This window comes from Tahibacter sp. (assembly GCF_032229445.1).
GTDB lineage: Bacteria > Pseudomonadota > Gammaproteobacteria > Xanthomonadales > Rhodanobacteraceae > Tahibacter.
Map to the genome: position 1 here is coordinate 33,776 of NZ_JAVTWC010000006.1, position 15,572 is coordinate 49,347.

Annotated in this window: 14 protein-coding genes and 1 tRNA gene; 9 read left to right on the forward strand and 6 right to left on the reverse strand. The window is 67.2% G+C overall.

What is annotated here, in order from left to right; genetic code table 11:
* Positions 1–270: 270 nt before the first annotated feature.
* Positions 271–957: an HTH-type transcriptional repressor FabR gene (gene fabR, locus RUU78_RS01340; protein WP_313912901.1), complete on the reverse strand. Its 687-nt coding sequence runs from the start codon at positions 955–957 to the stop codon at positions 271–273.
* 83 nt (positions 958–1,040) lie between these two features.
* Between fabR and RUU78_RS01345 the strand changes: the two genes are divergently transcribed.
* The 3 genes from RUU78_RS01345 to RUU78_RS01355 are packed head-to-tail and all read left to right on the forward strand — an operon-like array spanning position 1,041 to position 4,001.
* On the forward strand, positions 1,041–2,147 hold the full coding sequence (locus RUU78_RS01345) for a ferredoxin reductase (protein WP_313912903.1): 1,107 nt from the start codon (positions 1,041–1,043) through the stop codon (positions 2,145–2,147).
* Positions 2,148–2,154: 7 nt separating this feature from the next.
* Positions 2,155–3,315: an acyl-CoA desaturase gene (locus tag RUU78_RS01350; protein WP_313912904.1), complete on the forward strand. Its 1,161-nt coding sequence runs from the start codon at positions 2,155–2,157 to the stop codon at positions 3,313–3,315.
* 29 nt (positions 3,316–3,344) lie between these two features.
* Positions 3,345–4,001: a hemolysin III family protein gene (locus RUU78_RS01355; protein ID WP_313913039.1), complete on the forward strand. Its 657-nt coding sequence runs from the start codon at positions 3,345–3,347 to the stop codon at positions 3,999–4,001.
* Between the two features lie 119 nt (positions 4,002–4,120).
* Here RUU78_RS01355 and RUU78_RS01360 read toward each other — a convergent pair.
* The 3 genes from RUU78_RS01360 to RUU78_RS01370 all read right to left on the reverse strand — a co-directional run bounded on the left by RUU78_RS01360 (position 4,121) and on the right by RUU78_RS01370 (position 6,043).
* Positions 4,121–4,207, reverse strand: a tRNA-Leu gene (locus RUU78_RS01360).
* A gap of 126 nt (positions 4,208–4,333) precedes the next feature.
* The gene (locus RUU78_RS01365; RefSeq protein WP_313912906.1) at positions 4,334–4,912 is read right to left on the reverse strand and encodes a cysteine dioxygenase family protein; all 579 of its coding nucleotides are present in this window, start codon (positions 4,910–4,912) and stop codon (positions 4,334–4,336) included.
* Positions 4,913–4,942: 30 nt separating this feature from the next.
* The gene (locus RUU78_RS01370; RefSeq protein WP_313912910.1) at positions 4,943–6,043 is read right to left on the reverse strand and encodes a homoserine O-acetyltransferase; all 1,101 of its coding nucleotides are present in this window, start codon (positions 6,041–6,043) and stop codon (positions 4,943–4,945) included.
* A gap of 163 nt (positions 6,044–6,206) precedes the next feature.
* Between RUU78_RS01370 and RUU78_RS01375 the strand changes: the two genes are divergently transcribed.
* The 6 genes from RUU78_RS01375 (at position 6,207) to RUU78_RS01400 (ending at position 13,625) form a co-directional block, all read left to right on the forward strand.
* Positions 6,207–6,827: a methyltransferase domain-containing protein gene (locus RUU78_RS01375; protein ID WP_313912911.1), complete on the forward strand. Its 621-nt coding sequence runs from the start codon at positions 6,207–6,209 to the stop codon at positions 6,825–6,827.
* 183 nt (positions 6,828–7,010) lie between these two features.
* Positions 7,011–7,910 (forward strand): DUF6689 family protein, encoded by a 900-nt coding sequence (locus RUU78_RS01380; RefSeq protein WP_313912913.1) that lies wholly within the window; start codon positions 7,011–7,013, stop codon positions 7,908–7,910.
* A gap of 15 nt (positions 7,911–7,925) precedes the next feature.
* Complete coding sequence (locus RUU78_RS01385) at positions 7,926–8,819, forward strand: FHA domain-containing protein (protein WP_313912915.1); 894 nt, start codon at positions 7,926–7,928, stop codon at positions 8,817–8,819.
* Between the two features lie 48 nt (positions 8,820–8,867).
* Entirely contained in the window at positions 8,868–12,224 is a 3,357-nt protein-coding gene (locus tag RUU78_RS01390) for a protein kinase (RefSeq protein ID WP_313912917.1), read from the forward strand.
* A complete protein-coding gene (locus RUU78_RS01395) occupies positions 12,214–12,990 on the forward strand; it encodes a sensor histidine kinase (protein WP_313912918.1) in 777 nt (258 codons plus the stop codon). Before RUU78_RS01390 ends, RUU78_RS01395 begins: the two co-directional genes overlap by 11 nt.
* Positions 12,987–13,625 (forward strand): response regulator transcription factor, encoded by a 639-nt coding sequence (locus RUU78_RS01400; protein ID WP_313912920.1) that lies wholly within the window; start codon positions 12,987–12,989, stop codon positions 13,623–13,625. Before RUU78_RS01395 ends, RUU78_RS01400 begins: the two co-directional genes overlap by 4 nt.
* A 254-nt stretch (positions 13,626–13,879) precedes the next feature.
* Here the strand turns inward: RUU78_RS01400 and RUU78_RS01405 are convergent, their stop codons facing one another.
* Positions 13,880–15,115: a cytochrome C biogenesis protein gene (locus RUU78_RS01405; protein ID WP_313912922.1), complete on the reverse strand. Its 1,236-nt coding sequence runs from the start codon at positions 15,113–15,115 to the stop codon at positions 13,880–13,882.
* Complete coding sequence (locus RUU78_RS01410; RefSeq protein ID WP_313912924.1) at positions 15,112–15,564, reverse strand: cytochrome c-type biogenesis protein; 453 nt, start codon at positions 15,562–15,564, stop codon at positions 15,112–15,114. Before RUU78_RS01410 ends, RUU78_RS01405 begins: the two co-directional genes overlap by 4 nt.
* Positions 15,565–15,572: the final 8 nt, after the last annotated feature.

Genomic DNA, 15,572 nt, shown 5'->3' on the forward strand with positions numbered 1-15,572 from the left:
GCGATGCCGCAGGGGGCCAGCCCTTGCGTGCATGGATCATAGCCTGCGATCCGACAGGTTTTATGGCACCGACGTGTCAGCAGTTCGTAAAGTTGGGCAGCGCGCGCTTCCGGATCGCCGTGCAGGCGGCGCTACTCACGCAACCTACCTGCGCCGGAGTCTGGTCGGGTCCGCCGTGGCTGCGACGGCTCAATCGGCTCGGACCGGATCGGAGCCAGGGCGCGGGACAGGAGCGGCAGGACCGAGGTGCGCACGGGCGGCGCAGCCCCGCTATTTTTTCTGCGCTGGGGAAGGTGTGCCTGCTGCCACCGCGCGCGATCCCGCGATGATCATTCGCACCATTTCGGTGAGCTGACGGATCAGTTCCGCATCGCGTTCCGTCGGCAGATCCATCGCGGTGGCACCGATGGCGAACACCAGTCGCGTGATGGCTCGCGCGACGAGGGCAGGCTCGTGCAGCGCGGCGTTGTCCGCTGCGGCGAGGCGGACCAGGTCGATCCTCAACTCTTCCTCGAAGAACGTGAGCTCGCGATCCACGGCCTGCTTGAAGGCGTCCGAGCCCACCGTACCTTCGCGCAGCAGCACGTGCAGCAGCTTGTCGTCGTCGCGCAGTTGCTGCATGAACGCTTCGACCGAACCGCGCACGATGCTGCGATCGGTCGCCGCCCGGTGGCGCGCCGCCCCGACGATCTTGCGCAGAGAGCGCCCGGCGAGATCGATCAGGGCGACCGCGAGCTCGTCCATGTCGCGGAACTGACGATAGAAACTGTTCGGCGCGATCCCGGCTTCGCGGGTGACTTCGCGCAGGCTCAGGCTCGATACGCTGCGATGGGGCCCGAGCAGCCGCAGCGCGGCAGCGAGCAGATCGTCGCGGGATATCGTCGCGCGGCGACCGGGTGATGCGTGTTCGATGCTGGCGTCGGCGGATACGGGGTTCTGGGTCACGGCGTCAGGCATGGCGGCAGGGTGCGGGCAATCATAGCGCCCTATTTAATATACATGCGTATAGACAATCGTGCGCTCATCCGTATACTGCCGGCATGACTACCGCAACCCATGCCCATGTTCCGCGCTATCGACGCGCCTTGCGTCAACTGGCTCAGGCCGTCGTTGTGCCGGCCACGGTCGACTTCTGGGCGTCCCGGCTACATCCGACCTTGTCGTGGGCGCGTCCGCTCGCGCGAATCGTGGCGCGAACGCGTGCATCGAGCGACGCCGTGACCTTGCTGTTGCGACCCAATCGCCACTGGCAGGGTTTTACCGCAGGCCAGCACGTCAACATCAGCGCCGAAATCGACGGCATCCGGGTGACCCGCAGTTACAGCCTGAGCGACATGCCGCGCGCAGACGGTCGCATCGCCATCACGGTCAAGGCGGTCGATGGTGGCCGGCTCAGTCGGCATTTGTGCGAGGGCGCCCGTGTCGGCGACGTAGTCGAGCTCGGACCGGCCTTTGGCGAAATGACCTTGCCTGGTACCGGAAACGGTCCGCTGTTGTTTCTTGCCGCCGGCAGCGGCATCACACCGCTGATGGCGATGCTCCGCAGCGTCGCCGCGCAGGGTATGCCGCGGCCGCTGACGCTGGTGTACTGGGCGCGGACGCGCGAGGAGTTCTGTTTCACCGAGGAACTGCGCGACCTGGCTGCGCGGCATGCGGACTTTCAGGTCCGCTTCGTGCTGACTCGCGGTGACGCACTGGCATCTGACGAAAGCCAGGGCCGTGTCAGCGAACAGCAGTTGTCCATCATCGTGCCCGATGCCGCGCAGCGGCATGTCTACGCCTGCGGGTCGGGCGGCTTTGTCGAAAGCGTGCGCGCGCTACTCGCGTCGCGTACGCCGAGCTTCCACTCCGAAGCGTTCACGCCGCCCACGCGCATTGTGGAGGAAGGTGGAACCGTGCGGGTGACGCTCGTGCGGCGCGGCGAGACACTCGTCGTGCCGCGCGGCCAGTCCCTGCTGACCGCGCTGGAGGAGGCAGGTCTGAATCCGGCCTCGGGCTGCCGCATGGGCATCTGCAACACGTGCGCCTGCGGCAAGCGTTCCGGCACGACGCGACACCTGTATACCGACGCCACGCAACGCGAACCGGTGTCAGCGCTGCGGCTGTGCGTGAGCAGCGCCGCCAGCGATCTCGTCCTCGACCTGTGATCACCACATGACTGCCAAGCCCGTCAATCGACCGCTGACCCTCGCACAGCTCGAGCGCTTCGGCGCCGAACTCGATGCGCTGCGCGCCACTACCGTCGCGACCCTCGGGCAGCGCGACGCCGACTACATCCGCGCCATCGTCGCGGCCGTCCGCTACACCGGTTTCGGCGGGCGCGCGCTGCTGTTCGTCGGTGCCATCGGCGGCGCTTTCCTTCCTGTCCTGTTCTGGCCGGCCTGCATAGCGGGCACGCTGCTGCTGGCCCTGTCCAAGATTCTCGAGAACATGGAGCTGGGTCACAACGTGATGCACGGCCAGTACGACTGGATGCGCGACCCGCACCTGGACGGAAAGACCTACGAATGGGATATCGCCGGTACCGGCGACAATTGGCGCAAGACGCACAATTTCCAGCATCACACATGGACCAACGTACGCGGCATGGACGACGACATCGGCTATGGTCTGCTCCGCTTGTTCCCGGAGCAGCGCTGGAAGCCGTTCTATCTGCTGCAGCCGCTGGTCGCAGCGGTCTTTGCGATCCTGTTCGAATGGGGCGTGGCGATCCAGGAACTGCGGCTGGGCCGCTGGTTTGCCGGGAAGGTCAGCACGGCGACGCTGCGCGAGCAGTTTCGCCCGGTGGGTCGCAAGATGGCACGCCAGGTGGTAAAGGACTACGTGCTGTTCCCGCTCCTGGCCGGCCCGTTCTTCCTGCCGGTGCTGCTCGGCAACGTGGTAGCCAACGTTCTGCGCAACCTGTGGACCTATACGATCATCTTCTGCGGCCATTTCACTGCGGACGCAGAAACCTTTCCGAAGGCGTCCGTGGTCGGCGAATCGCGCGGGCAGTGGTATCTGCGTCAGCTGCGCGGTTCCTCCAATCTGGCCGGCGGCAAATTGCTGAACCTGCTGTCGGGAAATCTGAGCCACCAGATCGAGCACCACTTCTTTCCCGATCTGCCGGCCAATCGCTACGCGGCAATGTCCGGACCGGTGCGCGAAATCTGCGACCGTTACGGCCAGCACTACAACACGGGTTCGCTGCCACGTCAGTTCGGACAGGTGATCTGGCGTATCCTTCGGCACGCGTTTCCCAGCCGTCCTGCGCAATCTCCGTCCGGGTCTGACGTTGGTTCGCCAGTGACGAACGCGCATTCCGGTACCGCATGACTGCGCTCGCAACGATCGACGAGGTGGCAATGAGCGACGCGCATTCGCTTCGCGAGGAAATCGCCAACGCCCTGACGCATGGCCTCGGCGCGGTCGTCGCGCTGGGCGCGGGCGCTGTCCTGATCACGCTGACAGCGTTGTGGGGGGACGGCTGGCAACTGGCAGGCGCCATCGTGTTCTGCGTCGCCCTGGTGCTGCTGTACGTCGCCTCGACGCTGTATCACGCGATCAGCCATACCGGCGCAAAGGCGCGCCTGAAGGTGTTCGACCACTGCGCGATCTATTTGCTGATCGCCGGCACCTATACGCCGTTCACCCTGATCAGCCTGCGCGGCTCGATGGGGTGGGCCTTGTTCGCGGCGATATGGACGCTGGCATTTGCCGGCATCCTGTTCAAACTTTTCTTCACCGGCCGCTTCAAGCTCGTCTCCACACTGATGTACATCGCGATGGGCTGGTTGTCGGTACCGGCTATCGGGCCGATGCTGCGGCAGCTCGATCCCTGGACGCTGGGTTGGCTCTTCGCGGGTGGTATTTCCTACACCGCCGGAACCCTGTTCTATCTGAACCAGCGCATTCGCTATTCCCATGCGATCTGGCATGCCTTCGTGATCGCCGGCAGCGTCTGCCATTTCGTCGCCGTGTCACTGCAGGTGCTGTCGCCCGCATCGCCGCCGCCGATCTAGCCGTTTTCGGCGATGGAGCACACGTCAGTGGACACCAGCGGACGTTGACTGTGAGAAGGGCGGGAAGTGAGGCTCTAAGCGGGTTTCAGGACGTTGGCGGATGCCGCCGGACGTGCTGATGGTGCCGGTGGAGGGAATCGAACCCCCACTCTGTTGCCAGAAACAGATTTTGAGTCTGCCGCGTCTACCAATTCCGCCACACCGGCACTGGTGCGAGCCGGCATGAGGCCGGCGCGGGTAGGGCCGCGAGTATAGCGAAAAGCACAGACGAGGAAAGAGCAGCGGCGGCGTTGCGCAGGCCGCGCGAGCCGCCGCGGTTGCATGTGTTGTGCTCAGTGCGCGTGGTCGAGCGACAGCTGGCGCTGGTCGCGCTCGTACCAGGTGTTCTCCAACGGGCGGAACACGCTGCAGCAGGTCATCGCACCGCGATAGATGTGCAGCGACACGGCAACGTCGTTGTCGCTGGGATTCGTGATCGTGTGGTACTCGTGCGGCGGTATAAGACTGCCCGCGGAGCCGACGCCGGCCATCATCGTGCCGCGCGATTCGAAGCGGTAGCGGTTGTCGTCCTGGCCGGTCATTTCGTACGGCGTGATCTCGAGCAGGCCGTACCAGACGCCTTCGACGCACCACATGCCGGCGTGGTCATGGATCGGCGTGCCCTGGCCAGGGCCCCAGGTCATCGCGATGACGCTGTAGCCGTGTGCCTCGCTGCGGTAGAGCTCGCGCCGCGCGTAGTGGTCGCCGACGGGTTCGAACACGCAATCGGGCAGCTTGACCTCGGGGTCGCGGATCAGGCGGCAAAGCGTATGGCGCAGCTGATCGGTGATTTCGGTGGGGCAGTCGCGACAGATCGCGGCATCAAGGGCATCGACCAGGCGCTGGGCGCCAGGGAAGGGCAGGGTGAGCATGTGGGAGTCCGTAGCGAAAGCGCGGGAATCTTACCGCTGTGCCAGGAACTGCGCGATGGCTGCGCCGAAACGGGCAATGTCGACGAGGAAGGCGTCGTGTCCCTGCGGGCTGTCCAGCGCGACGAACTCGACGGTGGCTCCGCCGGCGCGCAGGCCGTCGGCGATTTCCTGCTGCTGGCTCAGCGGAAAAAGGATGTCCGTATCCACGCCGATGATCAGCGCGCGGTCCAGGTGGATGCGCGCGAGCGCGTCGGCCACGCCGCCCTGGCCGTACTCGCCAATGTCGAACCAGTCGCTCGCGCGGGACAGGTAGAGATAGCTGTTCGGGTCAAAGTTGCGCACGAAGCGGCGTGCGTGGCCGATCAGGTAGGACTCGATCTGGAATTCCGCCGCGAACGGCTCTTCCTCGCGCTGCTCGGAGTCGAGCCGGATGCGGGCGAAGCGGCCGACCCATTCCATGGCCGAGCGATACGTGATCACGCCGAGCTTGCGCGCGATGGACATGCCGGCTTCCGGATAGCTGTCCTCGGAATAATGGCCGTTGTTCCATTGTGGATCCAGGCGGATCGCCTCGCGTTGCAGCGAGCGGATCGCGATGGCGAACGGCTGCGCCTGCGGCGCGGTGGAAATGCTGATGTGGCTGCGCACGCTGCCGGGATGCAGCGCGAGGTAGGCCAGGGCGGTCATGCCGCCCATCGAATTGCCGAGCAGGCAGGCCAGTTGACTGATGCCCAGGCCGCGCACGAGTTCGTAGGCGGCGTTGGCGGCGTCCTCGAGGGTCAGGTCGGGGAACTCTAGGCGGTAGGGCTGGCCCGTGGCCGGATCGATGGACTCCGCGCCGGTGGAGCCCTTGCAACTGCCCAGCGTGTTCACGCAGATCACGAACCAGCGCTGCGTATCGATGTACTTGCCCGGGCCGAGCATGTCTTCCCACCAGCCAGGACTGGGGTCGTCCGGACTCGATGCCGCATGCGCGCTCGGCGAAAGTCCGGTGAAGATCAGCAGCGCGTTGTCTTTCGCGGGGCTGAGTTCACCCCAGGTTTCGTAGGCGAGGCGGGCGTGGTGCAGCTGGCCGCCGCGCTTCATCGCGAAGGGCGTCGGCAGGTCGAAATAACGGCGGGCGTCGCCCATGGTGGCGTGGTCAGGCTGCGGCGATGCGCGGAGGCAGGGAATGTAAACTCATGCCCCGGCCAATCCAAGGCTTGTCACACAGCGTTTTCGTCTATCGATGTTCGCCAACTCCCGACTAGTCGACAGCCGCCAGGACGGGGTGCATGGGCGCCTGGATGCCATCGTGCGGCGTCACCTGGAGCATCCGTTCCGTCGGCCGGTCGGCGAGCGGGCGCGGGCGCAGTTTGCGGCTCTCGCCGCAGCACTCGAACACGACGCACGGCCGCGCGTGCTCGACGCGGGCTGCGGCACCGGCGCGAGCACGTTGTGCCTGGCGCGACGGCATCCCGACGCACTGGTCATCGGCGTGGACAAATCCGCGCATCGGTTGCAGTCGGGACAGCGTGCGCTCGGCGCGGCCGATGCGCCTCCGAATGCGTTGCTGCTGCGTTGCGATGTAGTGGACTTCTGGCTGCTCGCTGCCGCTGCGGACTGGCGGTTCGCGGCGCAGTACCTGCTGTATCCGAATCCGTGGCCCAAGCCCGAACATGTACAGCGGCGCTGGCCGGGGCATCCGGTGCTGCCGGCCTTGCTGGCGTGCGGCGGGCGACTGGAGTTGCGTACCAACTGGAAAACCTACGCCGATGAGTGGTGTCGGGCATTGCAGCTGGCCAACGTACCCTGGCAGGTCGATTGCTCGAACGAGCCGCAGCCCATTTCGCCGTTCGAATCCAAGTACCGCGCGTCGGGTCATCTGCTGTGGCGTGTGCAAGCGGACTCGGCATTCAGGTCGGCGACCGGGTGATACCCGGGAAACTCCTCAGGAAAAACTGGAAATATCGCTCAAGTGCCTGTGTTGCAAACGTTCTCCACCGCTTTTCGCTGTTCAACGATGTCGCGCACCGATAGATTGTGACGCACGACCGCAGCAACTGTGCGGCAGGCCAGGGACGCAGGGCGACCAATGAACAAACCAGCGCCTAGACCCGTGTCTTCCCGATTTGCTCTGTTCCTGCTCGCCACGTTCGCGCTGGTCGGGCTCCTGACCTTGCCTGCAGCCCAGGCCCAGGTCATCGTCACCGTCAACGGCAACGTCGCGCATGCCGACATCAGCCTGGTCAGCGGTATCCACACCTACGACGGCGAAGTCACGATCACCTTCGATTCGCCGGTCAACCTGACCGCGCAAAGCCTGAACCTGACGGCCCAGGTCGTCAGTCCGTCCGACCCCAATCTGGTCGGACGTTTGCCCGGAGGTACCGTAGTCGATCCGGCCTTCCCGATATTGATCACGGTGGAGCCGGTCACGATCGATCGCATCTTCGCCTCCGGCATGCAGCTCAACGAAACCGGCGACGGAAACCTGCGTTTTGTCAACGCCTACGACATGGAAATTCATACCCATGAGCTCATCTACGTGCCGGGCACGCCGTATCGCGTGTTCAAGGCGCCGCTGAACGGCGCGTTCTTCGATATCACGGCCGATGTGACCAACGGCAGCGTGCGCGGTCGCGGACGCAGCGGAGGCTTCTCGCAGTTCCTGCTGGTCAAGGACACACGCCCGGAAACGGTGCTCGGTCTTCCGGTCCTGGCGCTGGGCAAGCTCGTGGACCTCGAGCTTCGTCTCGTGGGCGCGATAGTGAGCAACCTCCTGCAGCTGGAACTCGGTGGCCTGCTGACCAACGTGCAGCTGGCGCTGCTGTCGCTCAACTACGCGGCGGCCATCGTGCAGATCGATCTGTTCATCTTGCGTGTCGACGAGGAAGCCGGCACCGGCATCCAGAATGTATGGCGTTCGCAGCGCGACCTGGTCAACGACGCGGGTGATCTTGATGGTCTGGCGCGTTCGCTGCGCTTTAGCCTGGTCCGCCTCAACGGCGGTCCCTGAGGCAGTCGGGGGCTCATGCCGGCGCGCTTCAATGCCTACCCCCCGGATCGCGCGGTCGTCGTGCGGGTGCTCGACGACACCCAGCGCTATAGCGTCGGGCGCGCGGAGGCCTGTGAATTGCAGCTTGACCATGGCTCGGTGTCGCGCGTGCATGCGGAGATCTTCAGTGCCGACGGCGGCTGGCGCCTGACCGATCTCGGCAGCAAGAACGGCCTGCGCGTCGACGGGCGTCTCGTCTCCGAAGCCAGCCTGAATTCACCGAGCTGGTTTGCGATCGGGGACGTGTATTGCTGGCTGGAACCGCTCAGCGCGCAGACGGCGCGCGATGCGGCTGCCTTCGCCGACGTCCGGCTCACTACCTCGCGCGCGCTTTCGCAGCAGCTGCACCAGGTCAACGGTGTCGAGCCGCTGCTGCGTCACGCGCTGGATGCAGTGCTGGAACTTTCCCAGCTCGAGCGTGGCTTCATGCTCTACGGCGCGAACGTCGCCGATCTGCGCGTCCGCGCCGTGCAGGGCCTGCGCAACGAGGATCTCGCCCGACGCGCGTTCGCCGGCAGCGCCGGGTCACTGGAACGCTGCCTGGCCGATCGGCGCAGCGTGATCTGCTGCGACACGTCCGATTCACCGTGGCTCGGTGCGCGCCCGAGTGTCGTGCTCGGCGGCATACGCGCGCTGGTATGCGTGCCCGTCGAGTTCGGAGCCGAGCTGCTCGGCGCGATCTACGCCGACAGCCGCAATCCCGGTCCGCTGCTCACGGAGTTCGATCTGGAACTCATCGAGGGCGTCACACAGCAGGCCGGCGCGGCGCTGGCCGCCGCGCGTCTGCGCGGCGCAGTGGACGACCTGCGCGACGCGGCCAGTCAGGTCGGCTTGGCGGCACCGCTGTGGAGCGACCTGCGCCCGCGCTGATACGCGACGCGTTGATCAGGAACAGGGGTTCTGCGCTATCGTCGGCCCATGAGCGACCTCGCGGCAGGACTGCCCGGCGTAGACGCCCAGGCCACGATGACCGGTCTGATCGTCGCGCACGAATTGCGTACCGGCGAGGTGGTGGCGGGACGGTTCCGCGTCGAGCAACTGCTGGGCATCGGCGGTATGGGCGTGGTCTATCGCGCGCGCGACCTGTCGCTCGACATCGAGGTCGCCATCAAGCTGCTGCGGCCCGAACTCGCACGCAAGCCCGAAGCCTTCGAGCGCTTCCGCAACGAACTGCTGCTCGCCCGCCAGGTGTCCAGTCCGCACGTCGTGCGTATCCACGACATCGCCCAGCACGGCGAGCGCTGGCTCATCAGCATGGACTACATCAACGGCGAGTCGCTGGAGCGTCGTCTCGAGCGAAACGGGCCGCTGCCGGTCGATGCGGCGATCGCGTTGGCGCGAGGGCTGCTCTCGGGGCTGTCGGCGGCGCATCTGTGCGGTGTGGTGCACCGCGACCTCAAGCCGGCGAACATCCTGTTCGACCAGAACGACAGACCCTACATCAGCGATTTCGGCATTGCCCGCAGCCTCGGCGCGACCGGCGTGACCCAGACCGGTCTGATCATCGGCACGCCCGAATACCTGTCGCCGGAGCAGGCACGCGGCGAAGTCGTCGACGGCCGCAGTGATTTGTATACCGTGGGACTGATCCTCTATGAGGCACTCAGCGGCACCTTGCCGTTCGCCGGTGGCACGCCCGCGGAAACCGTGATGCGCCGGCTGTTGCGGCCGCCCCCGTCGATCGCGACGGTGCGCCCGGGGCTGCCGCGCTGGCTGCAGGATTTCAATGAACGCCTGCTACGGCTCACGCCGGCACACCGCTTCGCCACTGCCGACGACGCGCTGCGCGCGCTGGAACAGCAGCGCGTGCCGCGGCCGCCACGCAACCGGCGCACCTTGCTGCTGACTGTGCTGATCGCCGTTGCCGCCCTCGGGCTGGTCGAACTTGGCCGGCGCCAGTTGCCGGCTTTGCTCATGCCGCCATCAGCGGCCGTTGCGAGCGTGGTGCGGGTGGCTGTGTTGCCGCTGCAGGTCGACCCCGCTGACGCGGCGCTCGTCGCCACCGCGCGCGCGATCGAGGAGCACGCCCGCGTCTGGCTGCGCGGCGAAGCCGGTCAGGCCGTGGCGACGCGCGAGCGCGTGCTCGGCGCAATTGCCCGTGCTGCGCCCGATCTTGATGGCGAGGCGCTGTTGCGGCGCCTCCCGGAGGTGGCCCAGGCAGCGGGTACCGGCGAGTGGTTGCGTGGCGATCTGCGCCGCAGCGCCGACGGGCTAGTGCTGACGCTGCAACGCGATCGCGCCGCGGGCGGCGCCGCGACACCGCCGCTGCAGGCTCGCGGCGTCGATGCGGCGACCGTGTTCGCCGACTACCGGCACCAGTTCGCCGGCCTGAGTTCCGCTCCGGCGCCGGCGCTGCCCGACAACGCAGTCGAGTCGTACGGCAAAGCCTTGCTCGCGCTGGATGCGCAAAAGCCCGCCGCCGCGGCCGAAAGCCTGCAGGCGCTGCCGCTTGCGGACCTGGCCGCCAGTGCGTTGCTGCAGGGCAGCTTGCTGCAGGCGCAGCTCGACGCACACCAGGAGGTGTCGGCGGAGGCGACGCGCGAACAGATACGCCAGGCCCAGGCCAAGGCGATGGACCTGCCGGGGCAGCTCGCCTTGGCGCGGTCGTTGGAGAATGCCGGCGCTCGCGCCAGGCTGTTCGAACAGGCTCTGACTGTCTACGCGCACGATGCGGAATTGATCCAGGACACGGCGCGGGCCTACGCCGATGGCGGCCAGGGCGAGCGCGCGCTGCAGTTGCTCGAAGCGCTGGTCGAGGATGACAGCCAGGACGCGCGCGCATGGTTCCTGCTCGGTCGCATCGCGATACAGCAGGGCCAGGCGCGCCGCGCCGTCGACGACTACCTGCTGCGCGCGCTGGTGCTATGGACGCGTGCCGGTGACAGCCGGTCCGAGGCCGAGGCGCGCAACGCGCTGGGCGTCGGCTATGAGCGCCTGGGCCAGCTCGACGCGGCGGTGGAGCAGTACACCCGCGCCGCGGACATGCGCGCGCGCGCCGGCGATGGGCGCGGCCAGGCTACGAGCCTGCGTAATCTTGCCATCGTCCAGGCCATACGCGGCGAACGCGCGGCGGCCGAGGCCAGCCTCGATCAGGCGCGCGGTGTACTGGAGACGCTCGGCGACCGCGCCAGCATGGCCGACCTGCACAACGATCGCGGCGTCGTGGCCGAAGAGCGCGGCGATTTCCGCGCCGCCCTGGCCGCATTCCGCGAAGCGCTGGCCGTGCGCCAGCAGCTCAACCAGCCCACTTTGCTGGCGCAAAGTTTAAACAACGTCGCATTCTGCTATTTTCAGCGCGGCGAAACGGACAACGCGGCCGTGTACTGGCAGCAGGCGCTGGCGTCCTACCAGCAGATCGACGATCGCGAGGGAGCTTTGCAGGTGATACAGAGCATGGGTCTGCTCGAACTCAGCCGCGGCCACTATGCCGACGCGGGTCAGCGTCTGGACGCTTCGCTGCGCGAAGCGCAGGACCTGCAACTGCCCGAGGAGATCGACGTCGCCCAGGTCTATCGCGGCGAACTGGCGCTCGCGCAGGGCCGCTCCGCCGACGCGCTGGCCGCGGCCACGGCCGGCGCCAGCGGCTTCGAGCGACGTAGCGACCGCCGCGGACTTGCCGAAGCACGCCTGCTGCTTGCGCGCACCGCGGTGTTCCTCGGTGACGTGGTCGGCGCGCGAAGCGTGCTGCAGACCATCGTAGAGGCAGAGCTGAGTCCGGAACAGCACGCCCAGTTTCTGCTGACCCGGTCGCGTCTGGCCCTGTTGTCCGGCGGCGCGACCGCGGCCGCCGGCAATGATCTGGCTGCCGCCGAGCGCGTCGCCGGCGAGGCGAACAACGCCACGCTGCTGCTCGAAATCCGAATCGAACGCGCCCAGCGCGGGTTGCGCGCAGCGTCGCAAGCCACCCATGCGCTGATCGCAGAACTCGTAGCCGATAGTGCGCGGCGCGGCCAGGCGCCGTTGCGGCTGGCCGTAATCGCGCTCGAACTGCAGCGCGGCCTGGATGGCGACGCCACCGCGGCCATCGCACGCTATCGCGAGGCGCAGAATCTGCTGCGCCAGCTCGGCCGCTGGCACGGCGAGGCGCGCCTCCATGAACTCGGCGCCGACCTGTTGCGGCGTGCGGGCCAGAACGCCGAGGCCGACGCGGCGCGACGCGCGGCCGAACGCGCACGGGCGCAGTTGCTCGATGCCGCGCCCGCCGCGCTGCGCGACGGCTTTTCCCAGTTGCTGTCCCGGCATGACAGTGCCGCCGGACCCGCCGATGGAAGCTGATTCGCCCGCGGTGCAGGCGCTGAACCGACGCATCGACGAGCTGATGCGTCAGCACGCGGCACTGCTGACACAACTGCAGCAGGACCAGCGCCGTACGCGGCACCTCGCACGGTCGGTGTGGCGCATCGAGGAAGAAGCGCGCCGGCGCATCGCGCGCGAACTGCACGACGGCGTCGGCCAGAACCTGGTCGCCCTGATGCGCCAGCTGGATACGATTACGGCGCAGCTGCCGCAATCCGCTGGTGAGGGGCGGGACGGCCTGCGCCGCGCGCGCGAACTCGTGCAGACGACGCTCGACGATACGCGTTCGCTGTCGCGCCTCCTGCGGCCGCAGATCCTCGACGACCTGGGCCTGGAAGCCGCGCTGCGCTGGCTTGCGCGCAGCGTCGACGGGGTGCAGGTCGACCTGTCGCTGCCGGCGGAAATGCCGGCACTGGACGATGAGATTTCCACTTTGCTGTTCCGCGTCACCCAGGAAGCGCTGTCGAACGCGCTGCGCCACTCTGGAGCACGTCGCATCGCCATCGGCATCGAGATCCGTCCCCGCGCCCAGTCGCTGCGCATGGATATCCGCGACGACGGCCGTGGCTGCGATATTGCGGCGGCGCTGGCCGCCGGGCGCGATAGTCAGGGCAGTGGCCTGGGCGGCATGCGCGACCGGGTCGACTTGTTCGATGGCAAGTTGGATTTACACTCTGTAGCCGGTAAAGGTTTCAACATCTGCATCGAGCTGCCCCTACGCAAGACCGCCAGGAGCGAACCATGATCCGCGTGCTGGTTGCCGACGATCACACCATCGTGCGCGAGACCCTGGTGGCCGCCCTGGATGCCAGCGGCGAATGCCTCGTCGTCGGCCAGGCGAAGGACGGCATCGACGCGATCGAACACTGCCTGCGTCTGCAGCCCGATATCGCGATCATCGACATTTCCATGCCGCGCCTCAACGGTATCGAAGTCGTGCGCCGGCTGCGGGTGGAGTTGCCGCAGATGCGCATCCTCGTGCTGACGATGCACCAGGAAGAGGAGTACGTGCTGCATATGCTGCGCGCCGGGGCCTCCGGCTATCTGCGCAAGGACGCGGCCATGGCCGAGCTGATCGAAGCCGTGCGCAGCCTCGGCGGCGGCGGCCTGCATTTCGGCGCGCACGCAACGCGCGCGATGGCCTTGCAGGTGCAGCAGGCGCGTCCGATACCGACCGATCCGTACCGCGATCTTTCGCCGCGCGAACGGGAGGTGTTCCATCTGATCGTCGACGGTCTGACGACAAAGGAAATCGCGTTGCGCCTGGACATCGGCATCAAGACCGCGGAAAACCACCGCCAGCGCGTGTTCGCCAAGCTCGATGTGCGCAACGCCGCCGAACTCGTGCGCTATGCGGCGCGCCATCATCTGATCGATTGAGTCGATACGGCGTGGCCGTCACCTCGAGCTCCCGGGTTTCCAGGAAGCTTTCACGCCGCGGTTGACCGGGAACCTGGGATTCTGGCGGTGAGGCGGCGCGTGCGCACCCGTCGAACAGGCCGCGCCACGGCCAGTCATCGTCTTCGAAGCCGAGGCACCATCCACCGCCACCTCCATCCGGCATAAAGCGATTTGCCGGTCGGGAACCGTTTTCCGGTTGTCCCGGCTGCATTCGGCGACAGAGCGGGTCGCTGTCAGGGCACGACCTGGTCGATGACGAGAACGACCGGTGTCTTGCTCGCGACGTCCAGCGGCGCCGACAGCTTCTGCAGATCGCCGCTCTGCGCCTTGGCATTGCCGCTTGCAGAAATGCGCGCACCGACGACGACCTGCGGAAACTGCGACAGCTTCATCGTCGGCATCATGCTCATGGCTTCGGTCAGCACGACCTTGGCCGGGAGGTCGGCCATGGTCAGGCGCTGTACCGCCAGTGGCATCGGCGGACCGTTCGCGGCGCGCGCGAACACGAATACGCTCGCGCTGGCGGGGACCTTGTCGCGCAGCGTCGGGTCCAGCGAAACCTCAACGGTGAGTTGCGGTCCTGCGGATGCGGCGGGATCGCCTGCCGTAGCGGCGGCGGGCGCAGCCGGCACTGGCGACGGCGGCGTGGTCGGCGCAGACGCATCGAGGCCGCCGCGCTGGCGCGCATCGGCGATCTGGCGGTCGAGCGAGCCGCGCGCGTCGGATTCCGGTGGCATCAACGCGCGCAGCTGCTCCCAGCGCGCGGCGGCCGCCGCGTAGTTCTGCTGCTGGTAGTCGGCGATGCCGAGCAGCCACAGGGCGCGCTGGTGGTTGGGATCCGTCTTGATCGCCGCATCCAGCAGTTCGCGTGCGCGTCCGTCAATCCGGCGTCCTTCGCCCGACAGCGCCAGTGCCTCGGCATAGTCGACCTGTACGTCAGGATTGTCCTTGGCGCGGTCGTAGGCGTTCTTCAGCGCGTCGCGCGCTTCCGGAAACCGCTCCATCGACTTGTAGGCGCGGCCCAGCAGCATCCACCCTTCGATGTCGTCGGGATTCTTGGCGAGCTTGTCGACGAGGCCCTTGACTGCCGCGTCCATGTCGGGTCCCGGCGTGCCGCTGGCGGCAGCGGCGGCGGCCGTCGCGGCCGGGTCCATTGCCCTTACGTTGCCCAGGTGCAGATACAGTCCGATGGCCAGCGCCGGCAGCAGCAGCAAGGTGCCCAGCGCGCTGTTGAATGCGCTGCGCGTACGCGGCGCAGTCCCTTTGACGGATACCTGCTGCTCCAGCGCGGCGAGCTTGGCCAGATGCTCCTCGGCGGTGATCACGCCGGCGGCCAGCGCATCGTCGAGCGCGCGGCGCCGCGCCGCGGGCGGCGCGCCCGTGCGGCCGTGGCGCAGCAGCGGCGGCAGCACGAAGGCGAGTGCGCCCAGCAGCATCAGTCCGGCCAGCAGCACGAAAGCGATAGTCACCAGTCTTCCTCCTCACGCGACGCGGCCGCAGCGGCCGGCGTCTGGTTGGCGAGCGACGCGGCGCGCCGGCGCACGATGATGGTCACGACACCGGCGCCCAGCAGCAGCGCGAGCAGCGGTCCGAACCACAGCAGCCAGGTAGAGCCACTCAGCGGCGGGTCGTACAGCACGAACTTCGAATAGCGCGCGACCAGGTACTGCTTGATCTGCTCATCGGTCTTGCCGGTGCGCATCTGGTCGAACACTTCGCGGCGCAGGTCGCCGGCGAGCCCGGCGTCGGAATCGGCCAGGTTCTGGTTCTGGCAGACCAGGCAGCGCAGCTCGCGGGTCAGCGCCTGGAAGCGCTTCTCCTCGGCGCCGTCCTTGAAGTCCAGCGGCTGCACCGCGTGTGCGGCGAGCGGCAGCAGCAGGCAAAGCACGGCGACACGGGCGGCACGGACGATACGCATGACAAGCC

What these genes read in the sequence shown, in the direction of transcription:
- RUU78_RS01350 (WP_313912904.1), top strand. Translation starts at nt 2,155, where the DNA reads ATGACTGCCAAGCCCGTCAATCGACCGCTGACCCTCGCACAGCTCGAG.
- RUU78_RS01345 (WP_313912903.1), top strand. Translation starts at nt 1,041, where the DNA reads ATGACTACCGCAACCCATGCCCATGTTCCGCGCTATCGACGCGCCTTG.
- RUU78_RS01370 (WP_313912910.1), bottom strand. Translation starts at nt 6,043, where the DNA reads ATGGGCGACGCCCGCCGTTATTTCGACCTGCCGACGCCCTTCGCGATG.
- RUU78_RS01365 (WP_313912906.1), bottom strand. Translation starts at nt 4,912, where the DNA reads ATGCTCACCCTGCCCTTCCCTGGCGCCCAGCGCCTGGTCGATGCCCTT.
- fabR (WP_313912901.1), bottom strand. Translation starts at nt 957, where the DNA reads ATGCCTGACGCCGTGACCCAGAACCCCGTATCCGCCGACGCCAGCATC.
- RUU78_RS01395 (WP_313912918.1), top strand. Translation starts at nt 12,214, where the DNA reads ATGGAAGCTGATTCGCCCGCGGTGCAGGCGCTGAACCGACGCATCGAC.
- RUU78_RS01410 (WP_313912924.1), bottom strand. Translation starts at nt 15,564, where the DNA reads ATGCGTATCGTCCGTGCCGCCCGTGTCGCCGTGCTTTGCCTGCTGCTG.
- RUU78_RS01355 (WP_313913039.1), top strand. Translation starts at nt 3,345, where the DNA reads ATGAGCGACGCGCATTCGCTTCGCGAGGAAATCGCCAACGCCCTGACG.
- RUU78_RS01385 (WP_313912915.1), top strand. Translation starts at nt 7,926, where the DNA reads ATGCCGGCGCGCTTCAATGCCTACCCCCCGGATCGCGCGGTCGTCGTG.
- RUU78_RS01390 (WP_313912917.1), top strand. Translation starts at nt 8,868, where the DNA reads ATGAGCGACCTCGCGGCAGGACTGCCCGGCGTAGACGCCCAGGCCACG.
- RUU78_RS01400 (WP_313912920.1), top strand. Translation starts at nt 12,987, where the DNA reads ATGATCCGCGTGCTGGTTGCCGACGATCACACCATCGTGCGCGAGACC.